At 61.3% G+C, this 22,303-nt stretch carries 28 protein-coding genes; 20 read left to right on the plus strand and 8 right to left on the minus strand.

Translation table 11 applies throughout. From position 1 onward, the window contains the following. Window positions 1-13: 13 nt before the first annotated feature. Both C9427_RS02405 and C9427_RS02410 read right to left on the minus strand, forming a co-directional pair. Entirely contained in the window at window positions 14-526 is a 513-nt protein-coding gene (locus tag C9427_RS02405; protein WP_107647618.1) for an SRPBCC family protein, read from the minus strand. Further along, window positions 523-837: an ArsR/SmtB family transcription factor gene (locus C9427_RS02410; protein WP_107647619.1), complete on the minus strand. Its 315-nt coding sequence runs from the start codon at window positions 835-837 to the stop codon at window positions 523-525. The genes C9427_RS02405 and C9427_RS02410 overlap by 4 nt, the downstream gene beginning before the upstream one ends. A gap of 238 nt (window positions 838-1,075) precedes the next feature. On the opposite strand from C9427_RS02410, the gene C9427_RS02415 reads away from it, so the two are divergent. The 3 genes from C9427_RS02415 to C9427_RS02425 are packed head-to-tail and all read left to right on the plus strand — an operon-like array spanning window position 1,076 to window position 2,506. Continuing rightward, window positions 1,076-1,600 (plus strand): single-stranded DNA-binding protein, encoded by a 525-nt coding sequence (locus C9427_RS02415; protein WP_107647620.1) that lies wholly within the window; start codon window positions 1,076-1,078, stop codon window positions 1,598-1,600. A 51-nt stretch (window positions 1,601-1,651) separates the two neighbouring features. Next, window positions 1,652-2,050, plus strand: coding sequence for a DUF2306 domain-containing protein (locus C9427_RS02420; RefSeq protein ID WP_107647621.1), 399 nt, complete (start codon window positions 1,652-1,654; stop codon window positions 2,048-2,050). A 24-nt stretch (window positions 2,051-2,074) separates the two neighbouring features. Next, window positions 2,075-2,506 carry an OsmC family protein gene (locus C9427_RS02425; protein ID WP_107647622.1) on the plus strand — a complete coding sequence of 144 codons (432 nt, stop codon included), beginning with the start codon at window positions 2,075-2,077 and terminating at the stop codon, window positions 2,504-2,506. 62 nt (window positions 2,507-2,568) lie between these two features. On the opposite strand, the gene C9427_RS02430 is transcribed toward C9427_RS02425, so the two are convergent. The 3 genes from C9427_RS02430 to C9427_RS02440 form a co-directional block, all read right to left on the minus strand. Continuing rightward, window positions 2,569-3,198, minus strand: a complete 630-nt coding sequence (locus C9427_RS02430; protein ID WP_107647623.1) for a MarC family protein — start codon at window positions 3,196-3,198, stop codon at window positions 2,569-2,571. Between the two features lie 85 nt (window positions 3,199-3,283). Continuing rightward, on the minus strand, window positions 3,284-3,661 hold the full coding sequence (locus C9427_RS02435; RefSeq protein WP_107647775.1) for a VOC family protein: 378 nt from the start codon (window positions 3,659-3,661) through the stop codon (window positions 3,284-3,286). 32 nt (window positions 3,662-3,693) lie between these two features. Next, window positions 3,694-4,224: a hypothetical protein gene (locus C9427_RS02440; RefSeq protein ID WP_107647624.1), complete on the minus strand. Its 531-nt coding sequence runs from the start codon at window positions 4,222-4,224 to the stop codon at window positions 3,694-3,696. 86 nt (window positions 4,225-4,310) lie between these two features. Here C9427_RS02440 and C9427_RS02445 point away from each other — a divergent pair, with 86 nt between their 5' ends. The 3 genes from C9427_RS02445 to gyrA are packed head-to-tail and all read left to right on the plus strand — an operon-like array spanning window position 4,311 to window position 8,184. Beyond that, the gene (locus tag C9427_RS02445) at window positions 4,311-5,138 is read left to right on the plus strand and encodes a helix-turn-helix transcriptional regulator (protein WP_107647625.1); all 828 of its coding nucleotides are present in this window, start codon (window positions 4,311-4,313) and stop codon (window positions 5,136-5,138) included. A 33-nt stretch (window positions 5,139-5,171) separates the two neighbouring features. After that, entirely contained in the window at window positions 5,172-5,378 is a 207-nt protein-coding gene (locus C9427_RS02450) for a hypothetical protein (protein WP_107647626.1), read from the plus strand. A 1-nt stretch (window position 5,379) separates the two neighbouring features. Further along, window positions 5,380-8,184: a DNA gyrase subunit A gene (gene gyrA / locus C9427_RS02455; RefSeq protein ID WP_107647627.1), complete on the plus strand. Its 2,805-nt coding sequence runs from the start codon at window positions 5,380-5,382 to the stop codon at window positions 8,182-8,184. Between the two features lie 53 nt (window positions 8,185-8,237). Here the strand turns inward: gyrA and C9427_RS02460 are convergent, their stop codons facing one another. Continuing rightward, window positions 8,238-8,390, minus strand: coding sequence for a hypothetical protein (locus C9427_RS02460; protein ID WP_107647628.1), 153 nt, complete (start codon window positions 8,388-8,390; stop codon window positions 8,238-8,240). Window positions 8,391-8,582: 192 nt separating this feature from the next. On the opposite strand from C9427_RS02460, the gene coaD reads away from it, so the two are divergent. The 7 genes from coaD (at window position 8,583) to tgt (ending at window position 13,127) form a co-directional block, all read left to right on the plus strand. Further along, the gene (gene coaD, locus C9427_RS02465; protein WP_107647629.1) at window positions 8,583-9,083 is read left to right on the plus strand and encodes a pantetheine-phosphate adenylyltransferase; all 501 of its coding nucleotides are present in this window, start codon (window positions 8,583-8,585) and stop codon (window positions 9,081-9,083) included. 111 nt (window positions 9,084-9,194) lie between these two features. Continuing rightward, window positions 9,195-9,689 carry a peptidylprolyl isomerase gene (locus tag C9427_RS02470; RefSeq protein WP_425351629.1) on the plus strand — a complete coding sequence of 165 codons (495 nt, stop codon included), beginning with the start codon at window positions 9,195-9,197 and terminating at the stop codon, window positions 9,687-9,689. A 40-nt stretch (window positions 9,690-9,729) separates the two neighbouring features. Further along, a complete protein-coding gene (locus C9427_RS02475; protein ID WP_107647631.1) occupies window positions 9,730-10,242 on the plus strand; it encodes a peptidylprolyl isomerase in 513 nt (170 codons plus the stop codon). A 29-nt stretch (window positions 10,243-10,271) separates the two neighbouring features. Then, on the plus strand, window positions 10,272-10,637 hold the full coding sequence (locus C9427_RS02480; RefSeq protein WP_107647632.1) for a hypothetical protein: 366 nt from the start codon (window positions 10,272-10,274) through the stop codon (window positions 10,635-10,637). Between the two features lie 12 nt (window positions 10,638-10,649). After that, the gene (queA, locus tag C9427_RS02485; RefSeq protein WP_107647633.1) at window positions 10,650-11,735 is read left to right on the plus strand and encodes a tRNA preQ1(34) S-adenosylmethionine ribosyltransferase-isomerase QueA; all 1,086 of its coding nucleotides are present in this window, start codon (window positions 10,650-10,652) and stop codon (window positions 11,733-11,735) included. Then, complete coding sequence (locus C9427_RS02490; RefSeq protein ID WP_107647634.1) at window positions 11,725-11,994, plus strand: hypothetical protein; 270 nt, start codon at window positions 11,725-11,727, stop codon at window positions 11,992-11,994. Before queA ends, C9427_RS02490 begins: the two co-directional genes overlap by 11 nt. Further along, window positions 11,994-13,127, plus strand: coding sequence for a tRNA guanosine(34) transglycosylase Tgt (gene tgt, locus C9427_RS02495; protein WP_107647635.1), 1,134 nt, complete (start codon window positions 11,994-11,996; stop codon window positions 13,125-13,127). Before C9427_RS02490 ends, tgt begins: the two co-directional genes overlap by 1 nt. A gap of 264 nt (window positions 13,128-13,391) precedes the next feature. On the opposite strand, the gene C9427_RS02500 is transcribed toward tgt, so the two are convergent. Beyond that, window positions 13,392-14,432: a DUF2806 domain-containing protein gene (locus C9427_RS02500; RefSeq protein WP_107647636.1), complete on the minus strand. Its 1,041-nt coding sequence runs from the start codon at window positions 14,430-14,432 to the stop codon at window positions 13,392-13,394. A 317-nt stretch (window positions 14,433-14,749) separates the two neighbouring features. Beyond that, window positions 14,750-15,169 (minus strand): DUF4864 domain-containing protein, encoded by a 420-nt coding sequence (locus C9427_RS02505; RefSeq protein WP_107647637.1) that lies wholly within the window; start codon window positions 15,167-15,169, stop codon window positions 14,750-14,752. A 312-nt stretch (window positions 15,170-15,481) separates the two neighbouring features. On the opposite strand from C9427_RS02505, the gene C9427_RS02510 reads away from it, so the two are divergent. The 7 genes from C9427_RS02510 (at window position 15,482) to C9427_RS02540 (ending at window position 22,236) form a co-directional block, all read left to right on the plus strand. Next, window positions 15,482-15,718: an Lrp/AsnC family transcriptional regulator gene (locus C9427_RS02510; protein ID WP_006334738.1), complete on the plus strand. Its 237-nt coding sequence runs from the start codon at window positions 15,482-15,484 to the stop codon at window positions 15,716-15,718. 147 nt (window positions 15,719-15,865) lie between these two features. Further along, window positions 15,866-17,278 carry a circularly permuted type 2 ATP-grasp protein gene (locus tag C9427_RS02515; RefSeq protein ID WP_167434221.1) on the plus strand — a complete coding sequence of 471 codons (1,413 nt, stop codon included), beginning with the start codon at window positions 15,866-15,868 and terminating at the stop codon, window positions 17,276-17,278. A gap of 21 nt (window positions 17,279-17,299) precedes the next feature. Next, a complete protein-coding gene (locus C9427_RS02520; protein ID WP_107647639.1) occupies window positions 17,300-18,241 on the plus strand; it encodes an alpha-E domain-containing protein in 942 nt (313 codons plus the stop codon). A 67-nt stretch (window positions 18,242-18,308) separates the two neighbouring features. Next, a complete protein-coding gene (locus tag C9427_RS02525; RefSeq protein WP_107647776.1) occupies window positions 18,309-19,103 on the plus strand; it encodes a transglutaminase family protein in 795 nt (264 codons plus the stop codon). Between the two features lie 31 nt (window positions 19,104-19,134). Next, window positions 19,135-19,866, plus strand: a complete 732-nt coding sequence (locus C9427_RS02530) for a proteasome-type protease (protein WP_107647640.1) — start codon at window positions 19,135-19,137, stop codon at window positions 19,864-19,866. A 64-nt stretch (window positions 19,867-19,930) separates the two neighbouring features. Continuing rightward, entirely contained in the window at window positions 19,931-21,343 is a 1,413-nt protein-coding gene (locus C9427_RS02535; RefSeq protein ID WP_107647641.1) for a pyridoxal phosphate-dependent decarboxylase family protein, read from the plus strand. Between the two features lie 125 nt (window positions 21,344-21,468). After that, window positions 21,469-22,236, plus strand: a complete 768-nt coding sequence (locus C9427_RS02540) for a DeoR/GlpR family DNA-binding transcription regulator (protein ID WP_006334721.1) — start codon at window positions 21,469-21,471, stop codon at window positions 22,234-22,236. The last annotated feature ends 67 nt before the right edge of the window (window positions 22,237-22,303 follow it).

A 22,303-nucleotide genomic window follows, 5' to 3' on the forward strand; every position in this document is an offset into this window, starting at 1 on the left:
TCCTGGTTGTCGTTCAAGCCGCGCGTAGCAACATGCGCGGCATGTTTGCGGCGCCAGGCGGATTAGGGTTGTTGGGCGCGCCTAGACAAAGCCGACAACCGGCGCTGACCATTGTGACTTGGGGTGAGGCAACAATGGGTGTCGCGGCGCGTACGAAACCGTCATGGACAATGCGCAGACGCGTGCCGCCGGTGGTTGTGCGGTCGAGCGTGAACGTGACGATGCTGTCCATTGGACTGTCGAGCGGCTCCTGCCGGACAGCGTCGCCGGTCTTTGGCCGCTCGCGCCAGGAATAGCGCAGCAGCCGCCCAGGTTCGGCCTCGAGGACTTCGCAGTCGATCCGCGCGTCAGGCCCGGCAAAGGCAAAGCGGCTGCCGATTTTAGGCTCGATGTCGTTGGGCATCAGCCAGGCCGCGAGCAGCCTCGGCTCGGTCAGCGCTCGCCAGACTTTCTCCGGCGGGTCCGGAAGCTCGCACTCGAAGGCGAGGGAGTCTGTCGAAGTTTGCACCTGCTTTTCGTCCGTCATTGATCCATGTCCTTCAAAACCGTCTTCAGCCTCTCGATGCGCTCCGGCCAGAATGCACGGTAGCGTTCGATCCAGCCGAGCAGCGGCTCAAGCCCCTGCGGATCGGCGCGATAATAGGCATTGCGGCCGGTCCGCCGCTCGGTGACCAGGCCGGCGCCGCGCAGCACCGCGAGATGCTGGGAGACGGCCGGCTGCGACACCGTCATGCCGCTACGCAATTCCGATACCGTCATCTCGCTGGCGGCGAGCCGCTCGTAGACGGCGCGGCGCGTCGGGTCGGCAAGAGCGCGAAAAATCTCTGCTTCGATCATGGCAAAAGCATAAGTCGATACTTATTGGTTTGGCAAGCGGTCTTTTCCCGCCCATATGAAATGGCGTGGAGATGCCGCCGATTGCTGACATTCCTTGACAGCGGGCCCTTGATAGATTTAGAACGAAAAGAGAACAAAAACCTTGTGGGAAAAGGCAGCCACGGCAAGCGGAGAGGACCTGCGCCCTGTAAGGTGCGTGCGACAGAAATTTGGTTTCGGATGAGCGCGGAGAAGTGTGATGGCGGGTAGCGTCAACAAGGTCATTCTGGTCGGCAATCTCGGGGCGGACCCTGAAATCCGCCGCCTGAATTCCGGTGATCCGGTCGTCAACATCCGTATCGCCACGTCGGAAAGCTGGCGCGACAAGAATTCCGGCGAGCGCAAGGAAAAGACCGAGTGGCACAATGTCGTCATCTTCAATGACCAGCTCGCCAAGGTGGCCGAGCAGTATCTGAAGAAGGGCGCGAAGGTCTATGTCGAGGGCCAGTTGCAGACGCGCAAATGGCAGGATCAGACCGGCAATGACCGCTACACGACCGAAATCGTGCTGCAGAAATTCCGCGGCGAGTTGCAGATGCTCGACGCGCGCGGCGAAGGCGGCGGCCAGGTCGGCAACTATGCTGGTGGTGGCAACAGCCGCGGCTCCGATTTTGGCCAGTCGAGCCCAGGCGAGAGCTTCAACCGCGGTGGCGGTGGTGGCGGTGGATCAAAGGGCGGCGGCGGTGGTTCGTCACGCGAACTGGACGACGAAATCCCGTTCTGAGTGAATGCCGCTGTTGGGTGTTTGAGCTGGGGCATTTGAGGAGAGGGCGAGATGTCTCTCGGACCGCTGCTATCCGCGAGCCCTCCCATCCCGTGGCATGCGTTTGCGGCCTTTGCCGCACTGGTGATAGGCGGAGCGCAGCTGGCGTTGCCGAAAGGCACGCCGCGCCACCGGGTGTTCGGCTATGTCTGGGCAGCGCTGATGCTGGCCATCGCCATCTCGAGTTTCTGGATCCAGCAGATACGTCTCATCGGTCCGTTCAGCCCGATCCATCTCCTGTCTATCCTGGTGCTGGCCACCGTGCCGCTGGCGGTATGGCATGCGCACAGCCATAGAGTCGCCGCGCATCGCGGCGCCATGATCAAGCTCTATGTTTTCGCGCTGATCGGCGCCGGCGTCTTCACGCTGCTGCCCGGTCGCATCATGCACACGGTCGTGTTCGGCCAGTAGGGTGGCTTCGCAAGGAAAAATACAGTGAAAGCACGCGTCAAATGGGTCGAGGATCGCACCTTCGTCGGCGAGTCCGGCAGCGGTCACAAACTGGTGCTGGGGACCGCGCATGGACCGGAGGGCAGAACGCCGGGACCGAGCCCGATGGAACTGGTGCTGATCGGCACTGGCGGCTGCTCGGCCTATGATGTGGTCCATATCCTCGAAAAGGGCCGCGAGGCGGTCGAGGACTGCGTGGTCGAACTCGATGCCGAACGGGCGGAAACCGAGCCAAGGGTGTTCACCCGCATCCATATGCGTTTCATCGTCAAGGGCAGGGCGCTCTCGCGGGACAAGGTGAAACGGGCGATCAACCTGTCGATCGAAAAATACTGCTCGGCCTCGGCAATGCTGGCCAAGACGGCGACCATCACCCACGATTTCGAAGTGGTCGATACGACAGGCAGTAGGCAGTAGGGCAGTAGGGCAGTAGGGCAGTAGGGCAGTAGGAGGCAGCCCTTCGTTGAAGGCGGTGTGGTCTACCCCATCACCAATGCCTTGATGCCATCGGCGACGAATTGCACGGCGAGTGCGGCCAGGATGACGCCGAGCAGCCGGGTCAGGATCGACCGGCCGGTCTGGCCGAGGATGCGGTCGATGCGCTCGGCCAGCACGAACACCAGATAGGTGATGGCGAGGCACACGAAGATGATGCCGACCAGTGCAACCTGCGCCGCGAAACCGTCGAAGTGTCCCGACAGCAGGACAGTCGCCGAAATCGCACCCGGTCCGGCAATCAGCGGGATCGCCAGCGGGAAGGCGGCGATGTTGTGGATCATATCCTTGGTGATGGCGACGTCGCCGATCTTCTCCTTGCGGTCCTGCCGCCGCTCGAACACCATTTCGAAAGCGATAAAAAACAAGAGAAAGCCGCCGGCGACGCGAAACGCCGGCAGCGTGATGCCGAACACCGACAGGATCGACGCGCCGGCGACCGCAAACAGCGCCATGACCAGGAAGGCGATGGTCGAGGCGCGGACGGAGACCTGCTGGCGCTCCTCGCGGTTCATGCCGCGCGTCACGGCAAGGAAGAGTGGCGCCAGCCCGGGCGGATCGATGGTCACCAGGATGGTGACAAAAGCGTTGAACAGGCTGTCGAAGCTCGGCATCTCTAACCCTCCCCGCCGGGCAGCGCCCGCACTGCCTAATTGGTAGAGCAAAGCAGTGGCGCTGCAAACAGGCAGGAGAAGCCGGCTAGCCGGCAGCGCTGCAATAGGCCTCGATGCGGTAGCCATCCGGGTCGATGACGAAGGCAGCGTAGTAGTTGTCGCCGTAGGATGCTCGCAGGCCGGGCGGGCCATTGTCGCTGCCGCTTTCGCGCAGTGCTGCCGCGTGGAATGCATCGACGCTGGCGCGCGTCGGCGCGGCGAAGCAGAAATGCAGGCCGGACTCCGCGTCCGCCTTCACCGGCCGCGAAGCCTCGTTCACCCACAGCGCCACCGTTTCCCGGCCATAGCCGAGCGAGCCGGGTGACTGGCTGAGGCAGGTGTAGCCGAGCGGTTTCAACGCGGCATCGTAGAAGCGTTTCGCGGCATCGGCGTCGCGGACGCCAATCGAGACGTGGTCAAGCATATTTTTCTCCATGTTTGCAATGCGTTGGTTGATCAGGCTGGAGTGATGCGGCGCGCCAGGAACTCGACCTCGAGGCGCCAGTCCGCGCTGCCGTCATGCGCGCACTCACCCAGCCAGCGGAACGAGTTCTCGGTGATCCGGAAGAAGCTCCAGCGCACGGAGGAGCCACGGGCGTCGACACCTTGCTGGACGATCGTGTCGCCTTCGGCGCGGCCGAGCTGGCGGCTAAAATACTGGTTGCGCGGGTCGCTCCAGAAAATGTGCCAGGCGTCGGCGCCAGGATCGTAGACGCGCAATGTCGTGCCATAGAACGTCCATGTGCCGAGCGAAGTCTGTGCGCCAGTGTTCCGCGCGGGCAGGATCCATACATCCTGGATTGCCTTGCCTTCCAGAACCCAGCCGAAATGCACCTCGCCGCGCCCGGTCAGAACCGTGCCGTCTTCGAGATGGCGTGTTGCATCGAATGTCCATGCGCCGACGAAGCGTCCATAGAGATCCAGCTTTTCAGCCAGGTCGGGGTTGGGTCCGTCGCTGTGCAGCGCTTGGGTCAAGGGATCGGTCATGGTTGCTGCCTCGTTTGTCAGGAGAACGCGACCAATAGGGCCATGGCTGGGTTCTGCGCTTGGGAAAAATTGCTATCTTTCAGACCATGACGACGAGCGAGCAAAACCTGGCATCGGGGCCGGGCTGGCACGTGTCCGACGTGGTGTGCACGGCCGGCGCCGGCGACAGGCCGTTCGAGGAAGAGCACCGGACTTACTGTGTCGCCGCGGTGACCAGCGGCACCTTCCGCTACCGCACGCGGCAGGGCATGGCGATGCTGGCTCCCGGCGCCATCCTACTCGGCAATCCCGGCGCCTGCTACGAATGCGGCCACGAACATGGAGCCGGCGACCGCTGCCTCTCGTTCCATTTTGCCCCGGCCTATATGGAAGGTATCGTCGCTGAGGTGCCTGGTGCGAGGCGACTGGGCTTTGCGGCGCCTCGCCTGCCGCCCCTGCCGGTGCTGGCGCCGCTGCTGGCGGAGGCGGAGGCCGCGCGCGAAACGGCTGACAGCGATGCGTTCGAGGACCTCGGCCTGCGCATCGCCGGCGCGGTGGTCGCCGCAGCCACCGGTTCCCTGCGGGCCCGCAGGCCGCCAAGCCGCCGCGACCAGAAACGGGTCGCCGAAGCAGTCAGGCTGATCGAGCTGGAGGCCGACCGGCCGCTTTCGCTCACTGAGCTTGCCGACGGGACGGCGACCAGTCCCTATCATTTCCTGCGGACATTCCGGCAAGTGGCGGGCATGACGCCTTACCAGTTCCTGCTGAAAACGCGGCTGCACCGGGCCGCGGTGCGGCTGCGGATGTCGAACGATGCGATCTCGGCGATTGCCTTCGAGGCGGGTTTCAACGATCTGTCGACCTTCAACCGCCGCTTCCGGCGGGTCATGGGGGAAGCGCCCGGCGCCTATCGCGCCCGCCGGCGCGTTTCTTAGCGCCGACCCGTTCCATGTCCCTGAAGCGATACGATGGCCGGGTTGTCGCGGTCGCGCCACCTTGATGGCGGGCTTTGCCTTGGCAATGGCGAAAAGCGCCTTGGCCATATCGTCGCAATCGGTGGTATCCTTTTGAAATTACCAACGAAATTGTCTCTGGAAAAGCCGTCGCCGATATTGGAGTTTCGGCTGCGCTTCCTATATAAGCAGCCAGTGATTCCCGACTGGATTGTGACCTGATTTGACCGACCAGAAACCACCGCGCGGCGCCGATGGCGGCCCGACCGGCATAGAGCCGATATCCATCATTGAGGAGATGCAGCGCTCCTATCTTGATTACGCCATGAGCGTGATCGTCAGCCGTGCGCTGCCTGACGTGCGCGACGGCTTGAAGCCGGTGCATCGGCGCATTCTCTACGCCGCCCATGAGAGCGGCTACCACTGGAACCGCAAATATGTGAAGTCGGCCCGCCCGGTCGCCGACGTGATGGGTAAATACCATCCGCATGGCGATGCCTCCATCTATGACGCCTTGGTGCGCATGGCGCAGGACTGGTCGCTGCGCGTGCCGCTGATCGACGGGCAGGGCAATTTCGGCTCGATCGACGGCGATCCGCCAGCGGCGATGCGTTACACCGAGTCGCGGCTGACCAAGGTCGCGCATGAGTTGCTGGAGGATATCGACAAGGAAACCGTCGATTTCCAGGACACATATGATGCCTCCGATACCGAGCCGAAGGTGCTGCCGGCTCGCTTCCCGAACCTGTTGGTCAACGGGTCCGGCGGCATTGCCGTCGGCATGGCCACCAACATTCCGCCGCACAATCTCGGCGAAGTCTGCAACGGCGCCATCGCCATCATCGACAATCCGGCGATCGATCTGCCGGCGCTGATGGAAATCATCCCGGGACCGGATTTCCCGACCGGCGGCATCGTGCTCGGCCGTTCCGGCATCTACAGCGCCTATTCGACCGGTCGCGGCTCCATCGTCATGCGCGGCAAGGTCAACATCGAACAGCGCGGCAACGACCGTGAATCGATCATCATCACCGAGGTTCCCTACCAGGTGAACAAGTCGTCGATGATCGAGAAAATGGCCGAACTGGTGCGCGACAAGCGCATCGAAGGCATTTCGGACATCCGCGACGAGAGCGACCGCCAGGGCTACCGCGTCGTCATCGAACTGAAGCGCGACGCGGTCGCCGACGTCATCCTGAACCAGCTCTATCGCTTCACACCGCTGCAGACGTCCTTCGGCGCCAATATGGTGGCGCTCAACGGCGGCAAGCCGGAAGTGCTGACGCTGACCGACATGCTGAAGGCCTTCGTCAGCTTCCGTGAGGAGGTGATCAGCCGGCGCACGAAGTTCCTGCTGCGCAAGGCGCGCGACCGCGCCCATGTGCTGGTCGGTTTGGCCATCGCCGTCGCCAATATCGACGAGGTGATCAAGCTCATCCGCACCGCGCCGGATCCGCAGACGGCGCGCGAGCAGTTGATGGAACGGCGCTGGCCCTCGGGCGACGTCGAATCGCTGATCCTCCTGATCGACGATCCGCGCCACCGCATCAACGAGGACGGCACCTACAATCTGTCGGAGGAGCAGGCCCGCGCCATCCTCGAACTGCGCCTGCAGCGCCTGACTGCGCTCGGCCGCGACGAGATCGCCGACGAGTTGAATACGATCGGTGTCGAAATTGTTGATTATCTTGACATTTTGTCGTCCCGCGCCCGGATCCAGCAGATTGTCAAGGATGAGCTCATCGCCGTGCGCGACGAGTTCGGCACGCCGCGCCGCACCGAGCTCACCGACGGCGGGGCGGACATGGAAGACGAGGACCTGATCCAGCGCGAGGACATGGTCGTGACGGTCAGCCATTCCGGCTACATCAAGCGCGTGCCGCTGTCGCTCTACCGGGCGCAGCGCCGTGGCGGCAAGGGCCGCTCCGGCATGTCGACCAAGGAAGAGGATTTCGTCACAAGGCTGTTCGTCGCCAACACGCATACGCCGGTGCTGTTCTTCTCCTCGCGCGGCATCGTCTACAAGGAAAAGGTGTGGCGCCTGCCGATCGGCAACCCGCAGTCACGCGGCAAGGCGCTGATCAACATGCTGCCGCTGGAACAGGGTGAGCGCATCACCACGATCATGCCGCTGCCCGAGGACGAGACGAGTTGGGGCGAGCTCGATGTGATGTTCGCCACCACGCGCGGCACCGTGCGCCGCAACAAGCTGTCGGACTTCGTCCAGGTCAACCGCAATGGCAAGATCGCCATGAAGCTGGAGGAGGAAGGCGATGAGATCCTCGGCGTCGAGACCTGCACAGACAATGACGACGTGCTTTTGACCGCAAGTTCCGGCCAATGCATCCGCTTTTCGGTCAGCGACGTGCGTGTGTTCCAGAGCCGCAATTCGGTCGGCGTGCGCGGCATCGCCATGGCCGACACCGACAGGGTGATCTCGATGGCGGTGATCGAACATGTCGACGCGCCGCCGGCCGAGCGTGCCGCCTATCTCAAGCGGGTGGTGGCCGAACGGCGGCTCGCCGCCGATATCGCGACCGGCGAGGAGGAAGACATCCAGCTCACCAATGAGGAGGTCGGCGAGGAAACGGAGCTTTCCGACGAACGCTACGAGTTCCTCAAGGCGCATGAGCAGTTCGTGCTGACGGTGACGGAATATGGTTATGGCAAGCGCTCGTCGTCCTATGATTTCCGCCTGACAGGACGCGGCGGCAAGGGCATCCGCGCCACCGATTTGTCGAAGACGGCAGAGATCGGCCGCCTGGTGGCGACCTTCCCGGTCGGCAATGACGACCAGATCATGCTGGTTTCGGATGGCGGCACCGTCATCCGCGTGCCGGTCCACGATATCCGTTTCGCCAGCCGCGCCACCAAGGGCGTGACCATCTTCAACACCGCCGAAGGCGAGAAGGTCGTGTCGGTGGAGCGCATTTCGGAACCGCAATCGGACGAGGAAGTCGAAGAGAACGTCGAGGTCGGGTCGAATGGCAGCGTTGAGGATACCGGTACGGACACCAATAGGCCTTGAAATGGCGGCGCCGGCCCACGGCCGGCGCGAAATGCAATCTGTGAGTACGTGACTTAGAAGTGTCGGTAGGGCTTTCGCACGCCAAAGCCTTCGAAACGCTTGGTGTTGGCCTTGGCACGAACGCGATCCGCCTCCTGATGCAGCCCAAATACGGTGGCGATCAGCATGGCGACGGTCATTGCGGTGGCTAGCATGTAGATCAGCATGTGCGTGTTCTCCTGCGCCTAACAACGATTAGATGGGGATTTGGTTTCATCTTCTGAAGCTGCAACCTAGTGAACGCTGCGTGAAGCGTTCGTGATCAACGCATTCATCTGTCGTTCATGTCCGCGAAAAGGTTCACGTTCGTTGCATCAATCGGATTTGCCTTCCGCCCGTGTGCCCGCTAGAAGCCTGCCATGACCGAACGCATCGCCCTTTATGCCGGCTCTTTCGATCCGCTGACCAACGGCCATCTCGACGTGCTGAAAGCGTCGCTGGCCGTGGCCGACATTGTCTACGCGGCGATCGGCATCCATCCTGGCAAGAAGCCACTGTTTTCCTTCGAGGAACGGGTGACCCTGATCGAGAGTGCGACCAAGGCGGAATTCGGCCGCGACGGCGCCCGCATCAAGGTCGTCGCCTTCGATGGGCTGGTCATCGATGCTGCCAGGAAGCAGGGCGCCTCGATCATGATCCGCGGCCTGCGCGACGGCACCGATCTCGACTATGAGATGCAGATGGCCGGCATGAACGAGACCATGGCGCCGGAGCTGCAGACGGTTTTTCTGCCGGCCAGCCCTTCGGTGCGAACCATTACCGCCACACTTGTCCGCCAGATAGCCTCGATGGGAGGCGACATCCGCCCCTTCGTGCCGGCGGCCGTGGCCGGTGCGCTCACCGCCAAATTCGCGAAATAGATTTTCGGAGATCATCCAATGCAGCTCAAAAGGCTTGCCTCATTCCTTGTCGTGCTCGCCGGTCTTGTGACCGCATCCGTTTCGGCCTTCGCCGCCGATCCGGAAAACACCATGATCATCACGCTGAAGGACGGCGACGTGACCATTGTGCTGAGGCCCGATCTCGCGCCCAAGCATGTCGCGCAGATCAAGAAGCTGGTGCGCCAGGGCGCCTACGACAATGTCGCCTTCCACCGCGTCATCGACGGCTTCATGGCGCAGACCGGCGACGTCAAGTTCGGCAACATGAAGAATGGCTTCAATGCCGACGCCGTCGGCACCGGGGGATCCGATCTTCCCGATCTGCCGGCCGAGTTCTCCAAGACCGAGCATTATGAGCGCGGCGTGGTTGGCATGGCCCGTTCACAGGACCCGAATTCCGCGAATTCGCAGTTCTTCATCATGTTCGCGCCGGCGCCACCGCTCGATGGCCAGTACACCATCGTCGGCAAAGTCGTCAGCGGCATGGAACTGGTGGATAACATCAAGAAGGGCGACGAGGCGAACAATGGCACGGTCAGCGACCCCGACCGCATGATCAAGGTGCGCATCGCCGCAGACAAGTAAAATTGTCAAATAAGTCTGTTTTTTCAAAAGGATATCTGACATGGCCGAGATCAAGGACCGCGAGAACGCGCTCATCATGGAAACGACCAAGGGCAAGGTCGTCATCGAACTTTTCCCCGATTTGGCGCCCGGCCATGTCGGCCGCATCAAGGAACTGGCGCGCGAAGGCGCCTATGACGGCGTGGTGTTCCACCGTGTCATCGACGGTTTCATGGCGCAGACCGGCGATGTGAAGTTCGGGAATTCCAGCAAGCCGACTTTTGCGCCCGCCCGCGCGGGTATGGGTGGCTCGGAAAAACCTGACCTGAAGGCGGAATTCTCCAACGCCAACCACGCTCGCGGCACCTGCTCGATGGCGCGTTCGCAGAACCCGAACTCGGCCAATTCGCAGTTCTTCATCTGCTTCGATGACGCCGCCTTCCTCAACCGCCAGTACACAGTCTGGGGCCAGGTGATCGAGGGCATGGACAATGTCGACAAGATCAAGCGCGGCGAGCCGGTGCAGGATCCCGACAAGATCGTGTCGCTGAAGGTTGCGGCCGACGTAAAATGAGTTGCCGGGCTGTCGCAGCAGTCACGCTGATGTTTGCTGCTGCAGCCACGCCGGCGCTAGCTACAGAATCGATCGTTTGCAGTGCCGAGGGCGGGGCTGCGTCGATCGACGTCCTGCTGGGACACACCGCCGTCATCGCCGTCGCGCGCGTATGGCTGGATGCCGGCGGCAAGACATGGACCACGGACGGGCAGCCGGGCTCGACGAAAATCGTCGTTGGACAGGCATTCGAGGACGATCAGCGCATGCTGATCGACCTCACCGATGAAGCCATCAGTTCGATCGTCGCCAGATTGCGGCTGGTCAAGGCCAGCGAACAATCCAGCACGGCTATGGGCGGTACGCTGAGCGTAGAAGGTGTTGGCGCCTGGGCGGTGACCTGCCCTGAACCTTGAGGCGGGGAATTCTTGCGCGTCGATCTTTTCGATTTCGAACTGCCGGAGGAGCGCATCGCGCTTCGCCCGGCCGAGCCGCGCGACAGCGCCAGGATGCTGGTGGTCAGGCCGGACGAAGGGCTTGAGGACCGCACGGTGCGCGATCTGCCATCCTTGCTGAAGCGCGGCGATGTCCTGGTCTTCAACGACACCAAGGTCATTCCCGCGCAACTGAAAGGCATCAGGCGGCGTGGCGAGGCGGTGGCGCAAGTGGAAGCGACGCTGCATATGCGCACCGCGCCGGACCGGTGGCTGGCCTTCATGCGGCCGGGCAAGCGCGTCGCCGCCGGCGACCGCATTCATTTCGGTCATGACGGCAATTCCTGCTTTCTCGGCCAACTCGACGCCACGGTGATCGAGAAAGGCGACGGCGGTGAGGTGCTGCTCGGCTTCGACCTTTCCGGTCCGTTCCTTGATGAGGCACTGCACGCTGTCGGCCATATCCCGCTGCCACCCTATATTGCGTCGAAGCGTGACGACGATGAGCGCGACCGCGGCGACTACCAGACCATCTATGCAAGGGAGGAGGGGGCGGTAGCCGCCCCGACGGCCGGCCTGCATTTCACGCCGGAGCTGTTCGTCGCGCTCGACGCGAAGGGCATCGAGCGCCGTTTCGTCACCTTGCATGTCGGCGCCGGCACCTTCCTGCCGGTGAAAGCCGACGACACCGCCGACCACAAGATGCATGCCGAGACCGGCTCCGTCAGCCCGGAAACAGCCGAGGCGCTGAACGCGGCGAAGGCGAGAGGCGGGCGCATCATCGCCGTTGGCACTACCTCGCTGCGCCTGCTGGAAAGTGCGGCAAGCCCCGACGGCCGGCTCGCCGCCTGGTCGGGGCCGACTGACATCTTCATCACGCCCGGCTACCGCTTCAAGACAGCCGACATGCTGATGACCAATTTCCATCTGCCGCGTTCGACGCTGTTCATGCTGGTTTCGGCCTTCTCGGGGCTCGAAACGATGCGCGCGGCCTATGCGCATGCCATCGAGACCGGTTACAGATTCTATTCCTATGGAGACGCAAGTCTTCTGTTCAGGGAGGAGAACGATGGACGATGATCTGGAAAGCCTCGATCGCGACGCCTTGATCGCCGAGGTCAGGAAATTGCGTGCCGGCATTCGCACCCACCGCGATGCCACCGGCCATGATCTGTGCTGGCATCATCCCGATCTTTGGGACCTGTTGCCGGAAAGGACCGAGCCGGCTATCGCCGTGCCGCCCTGGCCTAAATTCATGCGTGGCTGCATCCGTTATCGGCAGTCGCTGGACAAGCAGGCTGCGGGCGCACCGGTGCATGACAAGGAATTCAATGACTGATGACTAGAGAGTTCACCTTCAAGGTGCTGGCGACCAACGGCAGAGCGCGGCGCGGTGCGATCACCATGCCGCGTGGCGAAATACGCACCCCGGCCTTCATGCCGGTCGGCACCGGCGGTACGGTGAAGGCGATGTATATGGATCAAGTGCGTGGCGTCGGCTCGGACATCATCCTTGGCAACACCTATCATCTGATGCTGAGGCCCGGCGCAGAGCGCGTGGCGAAGCTCGGCGGCCTGCATGAATTCGCCCGCTGGCCGCATCCGATCCTGACCGACAGCGGCGGCTTCCAGGTGATGTCGCTGTCGAAGCTGAGGAAACTCACTGAAAAAGGCGTCACCTTCCGCTCTCATATCGATGGCGCCGCCTACGAGATGTCGCCCGAACGCTCGATCGAGATCCAGGGGCTGCTCGATTCCGACATTCAGATGCAGCTCGACGAATGCACGGCACTGCCGGCCGAGAAGAAGGAAATCGAGCGCGCCATGGAATTGTCGTTGCGCTGGGCCGAGCGTTGCAAGTCGGCGTTCGGCGACCAACCGGGCAAGGCGATGTTCGGCATCGTACAAGGCGGCGATGTGCCTGATTTGCGGCTACGTTCGGCACAGGCGCTGAAGGCGATGGATCTGAAGGGTTACGCCGTCGGCGGTCTGGCCGTCGGTGAACCGCAAGCGGTGATGCTCGACATGCTCGACATCACCTGTCCGGAACTGCCGGCGGACAGGCCGCGCTATCTCATGGGCGTCGGCACGCCGGACGACATATTGAAATCGGTGGCGCGTGGCATCGACATGTTCGATTGCGTCATGCCAACCCGTGCCGGCCGCCACGGCCTTGCCTATACAAGACGTGGCAAGGTCAACCTGCGCAACGCCCGCCATGCCGACGATCCACGCCCGCTGGACGAGGACAGCGACTGCCCGGCGGCGCGGGATTATTCGCGTGCCTATCTGCACCATCTGGTGCGTTCGCAAGAAGCGCTGGGGGCGATGCTTCTGACCTGGAACAATCTTTCCTACTATCAGAAGCTGATGCAGGACATTCGCGCCGCGATCGAGGCTGGCGCGTTCGAAGTGCGGACCGCGGAAATTTCCGAAGGCTGGGCGAAGGGCGATATTCCAGTCCGCTACTGATCGATGCGCCGGTAATTGCGAAGGAAACCCGACCTCGCGATCCGCTTCATGCCTTCCTTGACCGCAAACATTACTCATCTGACGAGGTGGTCAACCGTCTGGCGCGCTTCATCGGCAACGGCCGGTATTGTGCCAGATTGCCCGCTTCCGACCACCAGCACGCCGTCACCCCTCCTCAATCGGGGTTGGATAGGCCTAAAAACGGTTTTGAACGGGTTTACAACGCGACGGGCCGCCCCGGCGTGGTTCGACGAGTCAATACGTCTAACCGCCTGGGCTGGGCTCCGTTTCTTTCAGCATCTCTCCTGGCGGAACGACGCGTTCGTGCTCTATTGGAAAGAGCGTAATATCGGAGAACTGGCCGCCCAAAATCTCTGCAAGTCGCAAAAGCGTCGCCTTATCATCCTGACCGGCAATGGCAGCGAACTCCAAGCCCGCGCGCGTCAAGGTAAAAACTTCTACCTCGATCCAATTAGTATCCGGTCTGGAGGCATAGCAATGGAGACACCAATCTCCGCTCCGAAAGACGAAAAACCCGGCATCATCGTCGATCTTCGGGTTCTTCGATAGGTTTGCACCGACGCCGTTGATGAGGCCCGCATCCTCAAGTTGGATGAACTCATCCAGATCGCTCTGATCGGTCGGGCTTACGATCAAGCCGTCGAAATAACGCAGTCGTGCATGTTTCTGGAAGATTGTTGCGGTGTGCTTGTTGAGCTCTGCGGCGATGCGCAGTGTTGTACGGGAGAAGGAACCTTCTTCTTGTATTTCACCCGCAAGAATTCGCCCCCAAAGCCGCTGCATGCGCTGTGACGAAGCCTTCTCCGCATAGTCTCGCCAGAAATTTAGCCAGTCCTCATCCACGGTGTCGCTATAATCTTCGACTGCAGAAGGCTCCGGAGCAGGCAGCAGCTTCAACTGGTTCGAAGCGCTTTCGAGGGAGCGATCCACGTTCTCCTGCTTCTGAGCCAGTTCGGGGTAATAGCGCCGAGCGAATTCTTCGACCAACGCCGGATCGTCCCTCAATCGCTGGACCAGAAGATCGCCCGTAGCTTCAAGCGCCTTCATCTCTTGCGATAGTTTCCCGCGCTCGACAGTCATGTGCCTTTCATGCGCGAAGGCATCACGTTCAGCCCTGTTGCGCTCGACCTGCAGTTTAAGTGCTTCATTGAGGCCTTTGATCTCTGCCCTGTTGCCTAACAAAGCATCCAATGCGGAAAGCCATCGGGACCGAATCTTGGCTTCCACGCCGCCAGTCCCGACTTTGATATCAAGCTCTGTGCCTGTCTTCTTGTCTTCGACCATGAGATCCCCCTGACTAAGAGAAAATCACGCCGACGTGCGACGCACAAGGCGTTGGAAGGGACGCGCATTTATCTGGGCGCTCAATTGTCTTTCTATCACCGCAACCCCGTCCTGCCGGGATTGTAAGCCTAACCGGGGCCGATGCCGTCGGGCCACCGAGGTGATTTCGCCTATGCGGGTGTTGACGAATTTACACGTGGTGCCAGCGACCGGTCCGAATTTGAGAACCTCGCCTTCACGCTGGGGCCGGTCGATGTCGGGCTGTGACAGGCTCAGAACCGAAATTCGTCGATGTGATTTCTCGCGCCCTTGACCGCTCAGGTGCTCAGCGCGTTGGAAGCGCGCAGGCTGCAGCCGGTTATCCGGTAGGTCCCGTCGGGCTGCTGCTCGAGCGTATAGACGGCCTCGTAGTCCTTGCCGTCCGGTCCGACGATCAGCACCTGCTGGATGATCGATGTCGGGCCCATTTCCTGCACCTTGCTGAAGGAATAGGTCCGTGGCTTGCGCACCGGCGCATAGCCATTGGTCACCATGTTCATGAAGGTGTCGACGGTCGGAAAGATGCGTTTCACATTCGGCGCGGCGAAGCTGTAGGCGGCAGCGCCGTCATCGGCTATGAAAGCCTTCAATTGCCCGTCGATGGTTGCCTGGCCAGCCTTGATTTCCGCATCGCCGGCCAGAGCCTGGAACGCGAAAATGAATGGAACGACTACGAATGCGAAAAGCGCGCGGCGCATGGCCTGCCTCCATTGTCCCCTTGAGGAGCCGTCCGAAGACGCTCAGCATACCATACGCTTGACGGCGGTTCATGGTTTCAGCGACGGCTAACATTCAGCGTCTCATATGCGGAACTCAGGCGAGGGCGGCCTTAGCGCGCCCTCATGCTTGAAAGCCGGGCGGCAGTCTGCCACAAGGGCCGCTTGTGCGCATGACCCCGAAAATCGAAATCGATTTTCGGAAAGGATCATGCGCAATCAAAGTGCTACAGCGTCCTTTACGCGTCCAAATGGACGCGCGGCGCTGCAGGTGCGGCTGAGCAGGACTGGGCAATGAAGGCATTTTTCGTGCAGATAAAGTGCGATCTGGGCAAGGCCTATGAGGTCGCCAGTGCGCTCGCCGATGCCGAGATCGCCTCGGAAATCTATTCGACCGCCGGCAACTACGATCTGCTCGCCAAATTCTATGTCGACGACGAGGAGGACATCGGCCACTTCGTCAACGAGAAGGTGCAGATTCTACCCGGCATCAAGGACACGTTCACGGTCGTTACCTTCCGCGCCTTCTAAGGAGGCAAACCCCTGACACAGCCACATTGTTGCTGCCCTAATTTTAGGCAGCGATGACATACTGATCGCCGACACCCCTGAAATCGCCGATTGCGCTTGATTTTCTCCGGCGGGGCCAGTGAAATGGCGTCACAGGGGAGTATGCGATTGGCAGCGTTTGATGAAATGCTTCCGGAAGTTTCCGGGTTGAGAAAACCATATTCGGCTTACGATCGCTGGCTGAAGGAGCAGGACCCGGCCAGACTTACCGAGAAGATGCAGGACGCCGAACGCGTTTTTCGCAAGACCGGCATCACCTTTGCCGTCTATGGCGAGCAGGAAGCATCCGAACGCCTTATCCCCTTCGATATCGTTCCACGCATCATCTCCGGCAATGAATGGCGGCGGCTGACGCAAGGCATCGAGCAACGCGTGCAGGCGTTGAACGCCTTCCTCGACGACATCTATCATCGCCAGGAGATCTTGCGCGCGGGCCGCGTTCCCAAGGAGCTGATCGCCAGGAACGAAGCGTTCCTGCCCGAGATGATCGGGGTCAGGCCACCGGCCGGCGTCTACACCCATATCATCGGCGTCGACATCGTGCGCATCAGCGAAAACGAATTCTATGTGCTTGAGGACAACGCGCGCACGCCGTCGGGCGTCTCCTACATGCTGGAGAACCGCGAGACGATGATGCAGCTCTTTCCCGAGCTGTTCCAGCAGATCAAGGTGCGGCCTGTCGAAAACTACCCGCAACTCCTGCGCCAGTCGCTGGCGGCGGTGCGTCCGCAAAGCACCAAGGGCACGCCGACCATCGCCGTGCTGACGCCGGGCAGCTACAACTCCGCCTATTTCGAGCACGCCTTCCTGGCTGACCAGATGGGCGTGCAGCTGGTAGAGGGGCAGGATCTGCGCGTCGTCGACGGCCATGTCGCGATGCGCACCACCGAGGGCTACAAGCAGATCGACGTGCTCTACCGGCGAGTGGACGATTCCTTCCTCGATCCGCTGACCTTCCGGCCGGATTCGGCACTTGGCGTGCCCGGAATCATGGACGTCTACCGCGCCGGCAACATCACCATCGCCAACGCGCCGGGAACCGGCATCGCCGACGACAAGGCGATCTACTCCTACATGCCCGAGATCGTCGAATTCTACACCGGCCGCAAGGCGATCCTCGGCAACATCCCGACCTGGCGCTGCTCGGAACCGGACAGTCTGAAATATGTGCTCGAGCACCTCGACGAACTGGTCATCAAGGAAGTGCATGGTTCCGGCGGCTACGGCATGCTGGTTGGGCCGGCGGCGACCAAGAAGGAATGCCAGGATTTTTCCAGGAAACTCCAGGCGAAGCCGTCGAACTACATCGCCCAGCCGACGCTGGCGCTGTCGACCTGTCCGATTCTGACCGAGAAGGGACTGTCGCCGCGCCATGTCGATCTCAGGCCCTACGTGCTCGTTTCCGACCGCATTCAGATCGTGCCCGGCGGGCTGACACGCGTGGCGTTGAAAGAAGGCTCGCTGGTGGTCAATTCCTCGCAGGGCGGTGGCACCAAAGACACCTGGGTGCTCGATGACTGATTTTCATTTGAAGGTTTTTTGATGCTTTTAGGCCGCACCGCCAACGGGCTCTACTGGATGAACCGCTATATCGAGCGGGCGGAAAACATGGCGCGGCTGGTCGATGCCGGGCTGCGCATGGCGCTTACCCGCACCCAGAATGCCTCGGAGGAATGGAATTCGGTGCTGCTAAGCGCCGGTTCGGACGCGACCTTTACCCAGAAATACCAGGATTACAGCGCCGCCAACGTCGCAGACTTCCTGCTGCGCGACACGTCGAACCCCTCGAGCACGATGTCTTCTATCGAGACGGCCCGCAGCAATGCCCGCATGGTGCGCACCGCGCTGACGCGCGAGACCTGGGAAAGCATCAACGAAGCCTGGATGGCGCTGAAGCGGATGCTGGCCAGGCCGATCGACGAGCGCGACCTGCCCAGCGTGCTCGATGCGATCAAGCGCGAGACGGCGCTGATCCGCGGCTCGTTCTACGGCACCATGCTGCGCAACGAGATCTTCGATTTCTCGCAGCTCGGCACCTATGTCGAACGCGCCGACAACACGGCGCGTATCCTCGACGTGAAATACTATGTGCTGCTGCCGTCGATATCGTGGGTCGGTTCGACATTGGACAATTATCAGTGGGAATCGATCCTGCGCTCGGTATCGGCGCATCGCTCCTATCGCTGGGTCTACGAGGCCGACTACAAGCCGACCAATATCGCCGACTATCTGATCCTCAATGTCCGGATGCCGCGCTCGCTGACCTTCTGTTATCGCTTCCTGACGGAGCATCTGAAATTCCTGGGCGACGACTATGGCGAACGCCATGCCTGTCATGCGACGGCTGGCAAGACCCAGGCCATGCTGACGGCCGGTTCGATCAAGGACATATTCGACGCCGGCCTGCATGAATTCCTGGCCAATTTCATTCGCGACAACACCAGGCTCGGCGACGAGATCGCGCAGGACTACAAGTTTTACTGAGCATGATCCGGCGAAGTGAAGACCGGTTTGCGGACAAGATCATGCTTACAAATGGAAAATGACGCCCATGCGGCTCAAGATCACCCATCGAACCGAATATCGTTACGATGCGCCGGTGCACTATCTTCTGCAGCGGCTGAGGCTTCTTCCGGCCAGCGGATCCACACAGACAGTCTTGTCCTGGGCCCTGCAGATCGAAGGCGCGCGCGAGGAAGTGCGCTTCACCGATCATTTTGGCAATGACACGCGGCTGCTGAGCGTCGAAGGCGAGCGCGATTTCATCACCGTCGAGGCATCAGGTGAGGTGGTAACGCGTGACACCGCGGGCGTCTCCGGGCCGCATCAGGGTTTTGCGCCGCTCTGGCTGTTCAGCCATGAAACGCCGTTGACCACGATCGGCGACGGCATCCGCGAACTCGCCGCATCGGTCGGAGAGGGCACCGATATCGAGAGACTACACCGATTGATGGCCGTGATTGGCGAGCGCGTCGCCTATACGCCTGGTACGACCAACGCAGCGACGCCGGCCGAGGAGGCGCTTGGGCTCAAGACTGGCGTCTGCCAGGATCACACCCACATTTTTGCGGCCGCGGCGCGCGCCATGGGGTTCCCGGCCCGCTATGTCAGCGGCTATCTGATGCTGGATGCGGCGGTGGAACAGGCGGCAAGCCACGCCTGGGCCGAGGCGCATGTTTTCGGGCTCGGTTGGGTTGCCTTCGATGCGGCCAACGGCATTTCTCCCGACGAACGCTATGTAAAGGTGGCGACCGGCCGCGATTACCGCGATGCCACGCCCGTATCGGGAATTCGGCTGGGACAGGCCGAAGAACAGCTTGCGGTCACCGTCACGGTGGAGCAGTAATTCCCGGCAAGATTGCTGCCAAAGAGATTCGATGACCTATTGCGTCGGCTTGAAGATCGATCGCGGGCTCGTGTTCATGTCGGACACGCGCACCAATGCCGGCATGGATTCGATCTCGACCTTCAAGAAGATGCATGTCTGGGAGGAACCGGGCGAGCGCGTCATCGTCCTGATGTCGGCCGGCAACCTGGCGACGACGCAAGCCGTGGTCAGCCTGCTCGACGAGCGCACCAAGGCGATTGCCGATCGCCATGCGACGCTGCTCGAAACGCCTTCCATGTACCAGACGGTGCGCATGGTCGGCGACACCGTCAAGGAAGTCATCGCCCATTCGTCGCCTACCGGCGACAAGGCCGATTCCTATTTCAATGCTTCCTTCATTCTCGGCGGCCAGATCAAGGGCAGTGAGCCGCGGCTGTTCATGATCTATCCCGAGGGCAATTTCATCGAATCGACCGACGACACACCCTTCTTCCAGATCGGCGAGACCAAATACGGCAAGCCGATCATCATCCGCGCCTATGAAAGGACGATGAGTTTCGCCGAAACGGTGAAGCTGCTGTTGGTGTCGTTCGACTCGACGCTGAAATCGAACCTGTCGGTCGGCCTGCCGCTCGACCTCCTGTTCTATGAAAAGGACGCCTTCAAGATCAGCCTGAAGAAGCGGATAGCCCAGGACGATCAATATTACCGCACGATCTCGGACGGCTGGTCGAACGCGCTGAAGGCTGCTTTTGCGAGCCTGCCCGATTTTCGGGAATAGCGCCAACCTTCTTCGCAGGCGTGCGGCGATACAGGCTGCGCTCGGATAATTTCCCGGAGGTGCGATGAACAAGGATGATTTCCGGCAATGGTCGAGGCGCGCCGCCGATTGGGGCGCCGACTATCGCGATACGTTGCGAGAAAGACCGGTGCGGCCGCTGGTCGAGCCGGGAGACATTTTCAGGAGCATAGAATCCTCGCCGCCCGAGGCGGCGGAACCGATGGATGAGATATTCGCCGATTTCGAACACAAGATCCTGCCGGGCATGACGCACTGGCAGCATCCGCGCTTCTTTGCCTATTTCCCGGCCAATGCCGCTCCTGTCTCGGTGGTGGCTGAATATCTGGTCTCGGCGATGGCGGCGCAATGCATGCTCTGGCAGACCTCGCCGGCGGCGACCGAACTCGAGACTCGCGTCGTCGACTGGATGCGGCAGGCGCTTGGGCTGCCGGAAGGGTTTTCCGGCGTCATGCAGGATTCGGCATCATCGGCAACGCTCGCGGCCGTGCTCACCATGCGCGAGCGCGCACTCGACTGGCAAGGCAACAAGAAGGGCCTGCATGGCCAGCCGGCATTGCGCGTCTATTCATCCGACCAGGTGCATACCTCCATCGACCGGGCGATCTGGGTATCGGGCATCGGCGAGGAGAACCTCGTGCGCATTCCCGTTGCTGGCCGCTTCCGTGCCATGGATGTCACAGCTCTGGAAGCAGCAATCGTCGCCGACCGGGAGGCGGGCATGTTGCCGGCTGGCATCATCGCCAGCGTCGGCGGCACCAGCACCGGCGGCACGGATGACGTTGCCGGCGTTGCCGCGGTAGCCAGGCGCCACGGGCTCTACCTGCATGTCGATGCGGCCTGGGCCGGATCGGCGATGATCTGCCCCGAATACCGGCATTTCTGGGCTGGCGCCGAGCAGGCGGATTCCATCGTCTTCAATCCGCATAAATGGCTGGGGGCGCAGTTCGACTGCTCGGTTCAGTTCATCCGCCAGCCGGAGGATCTCGTTCGCACGCTGGCGATCAAGCCCGAATTCCTGAAGACGCATGGGCGTGACGGCATCATCAATTATTCCGAATGGTCGGTGCCGCTTGGCAGGCGCTTTCGCGCACTGAAACTTTGGTTCCTGCTGCGGGCCCATGGGCTGGAAAATCTGCGGACCATGATCCGCAACCATGTTGCCTGGAGCGAACGTCTCGCCGCGCGGTTGGCCGGAGAGCCGGATTTCGAGATCGTCACCGAACCGATGCTGTCGCTGTTTTCGTTCCGGCACGTAGCGGCTAAAGGCCTCGATGCAGACGAACACAATCTTCGCCTGGTCAACGCGATCAACGACGACGGCCGCATCTACCTGACGCAGACCCGCGTGGACGGTCACGTCGCAATCCGTTTTCAGGTCGGCCAGTTCGAGACGACAGCGGCGGACATCGAAACTGCCTTCGAGACCATCACGGAGATCGCCCGCGGCTTGGCTTGATCGGCCTTGGAGAGTTGCGCCGAGGTTTGCTTTCGCAATCCTGTGATTTTCATTAGCCGGCTTGTGCCTTTTCATCACTTTCGTTTTGGTCTATTGACAAGAAAAACGAAAAGGGAGGCTCTCCGATGTATCTGTCGCCACGGCATGCCGAAATCATCCAGATGGCCAAGGACCATGGCCGTGTGCTGGTCGACGATCTGGCAACGCATTTCAACGTGACGCCACAGACAATCCGCAAGGATCTCAACGATCTGTGCGACCAAAGGCTGCTTTCCCGCATCCATGGCGGGGCGCTGTTTCCGTCCGGAATCGAGAACATGGAATATGAGGCGCGGCGCAAGATCGCTGCCGATGAGAAGGAAGCGATCGGCCTTGCGGCGGCGAGACTGATTCCTGACAACGCCTCGCTGTTCATCAACATCGGCACCACGACAGAGTCGGTCAGCAAGGCGCTTCTCGATCATACGGGCCTCATGGTCATCACCAATAATATCAATGTTGCCAACAGGATGCGCATATATCCTTCGATCGAGGTGGTGATCGCCGGCGGCGTCGTGCGAGGTTCCGACGGCGGCGTGGTCGGCGAGGCGGCAGTCGATTTCATCCGGCAGTTCAAGGTCGATTATGCGGTGATCGGCGCCTCGGCGATCGATCATGACGGGGCGCTGCTTGATTTCGACTTTCGCGAGGTGAAGGTGGCGCAAGCGATCATAGCCAACGCAAGGCATGTCATCCTGGTGTCCGACCAGACCAAGTTCGAGCGCACGGCGCCGGTTCGCATTGGCCATCTGTCGCAGGTCAACACCTTCATCACCGACCGCTGCGACATTCCGTCGGTGCGCAAAATCTGCCAGGAGGCAGAGGTTCAGCTGATCGAAACGTCGCTGTCCTAGGGGATGTCGTTGCGGCAATTGTTGCCGTTTATATTTCGTTTGACATTCGTTCTCATTTCGAAATAAT

This window comes from Mesorhizobium helmanticense (assembly GCF_003034915.1).
Taxonomy (GTDB): domain Bacteria; phylum Pseudomonadota; class Alphaproteobacteria; order Rhizobiales; family Rhizobiaceae; genus Mesorhizobium; species Mesorhizobium helmanticense.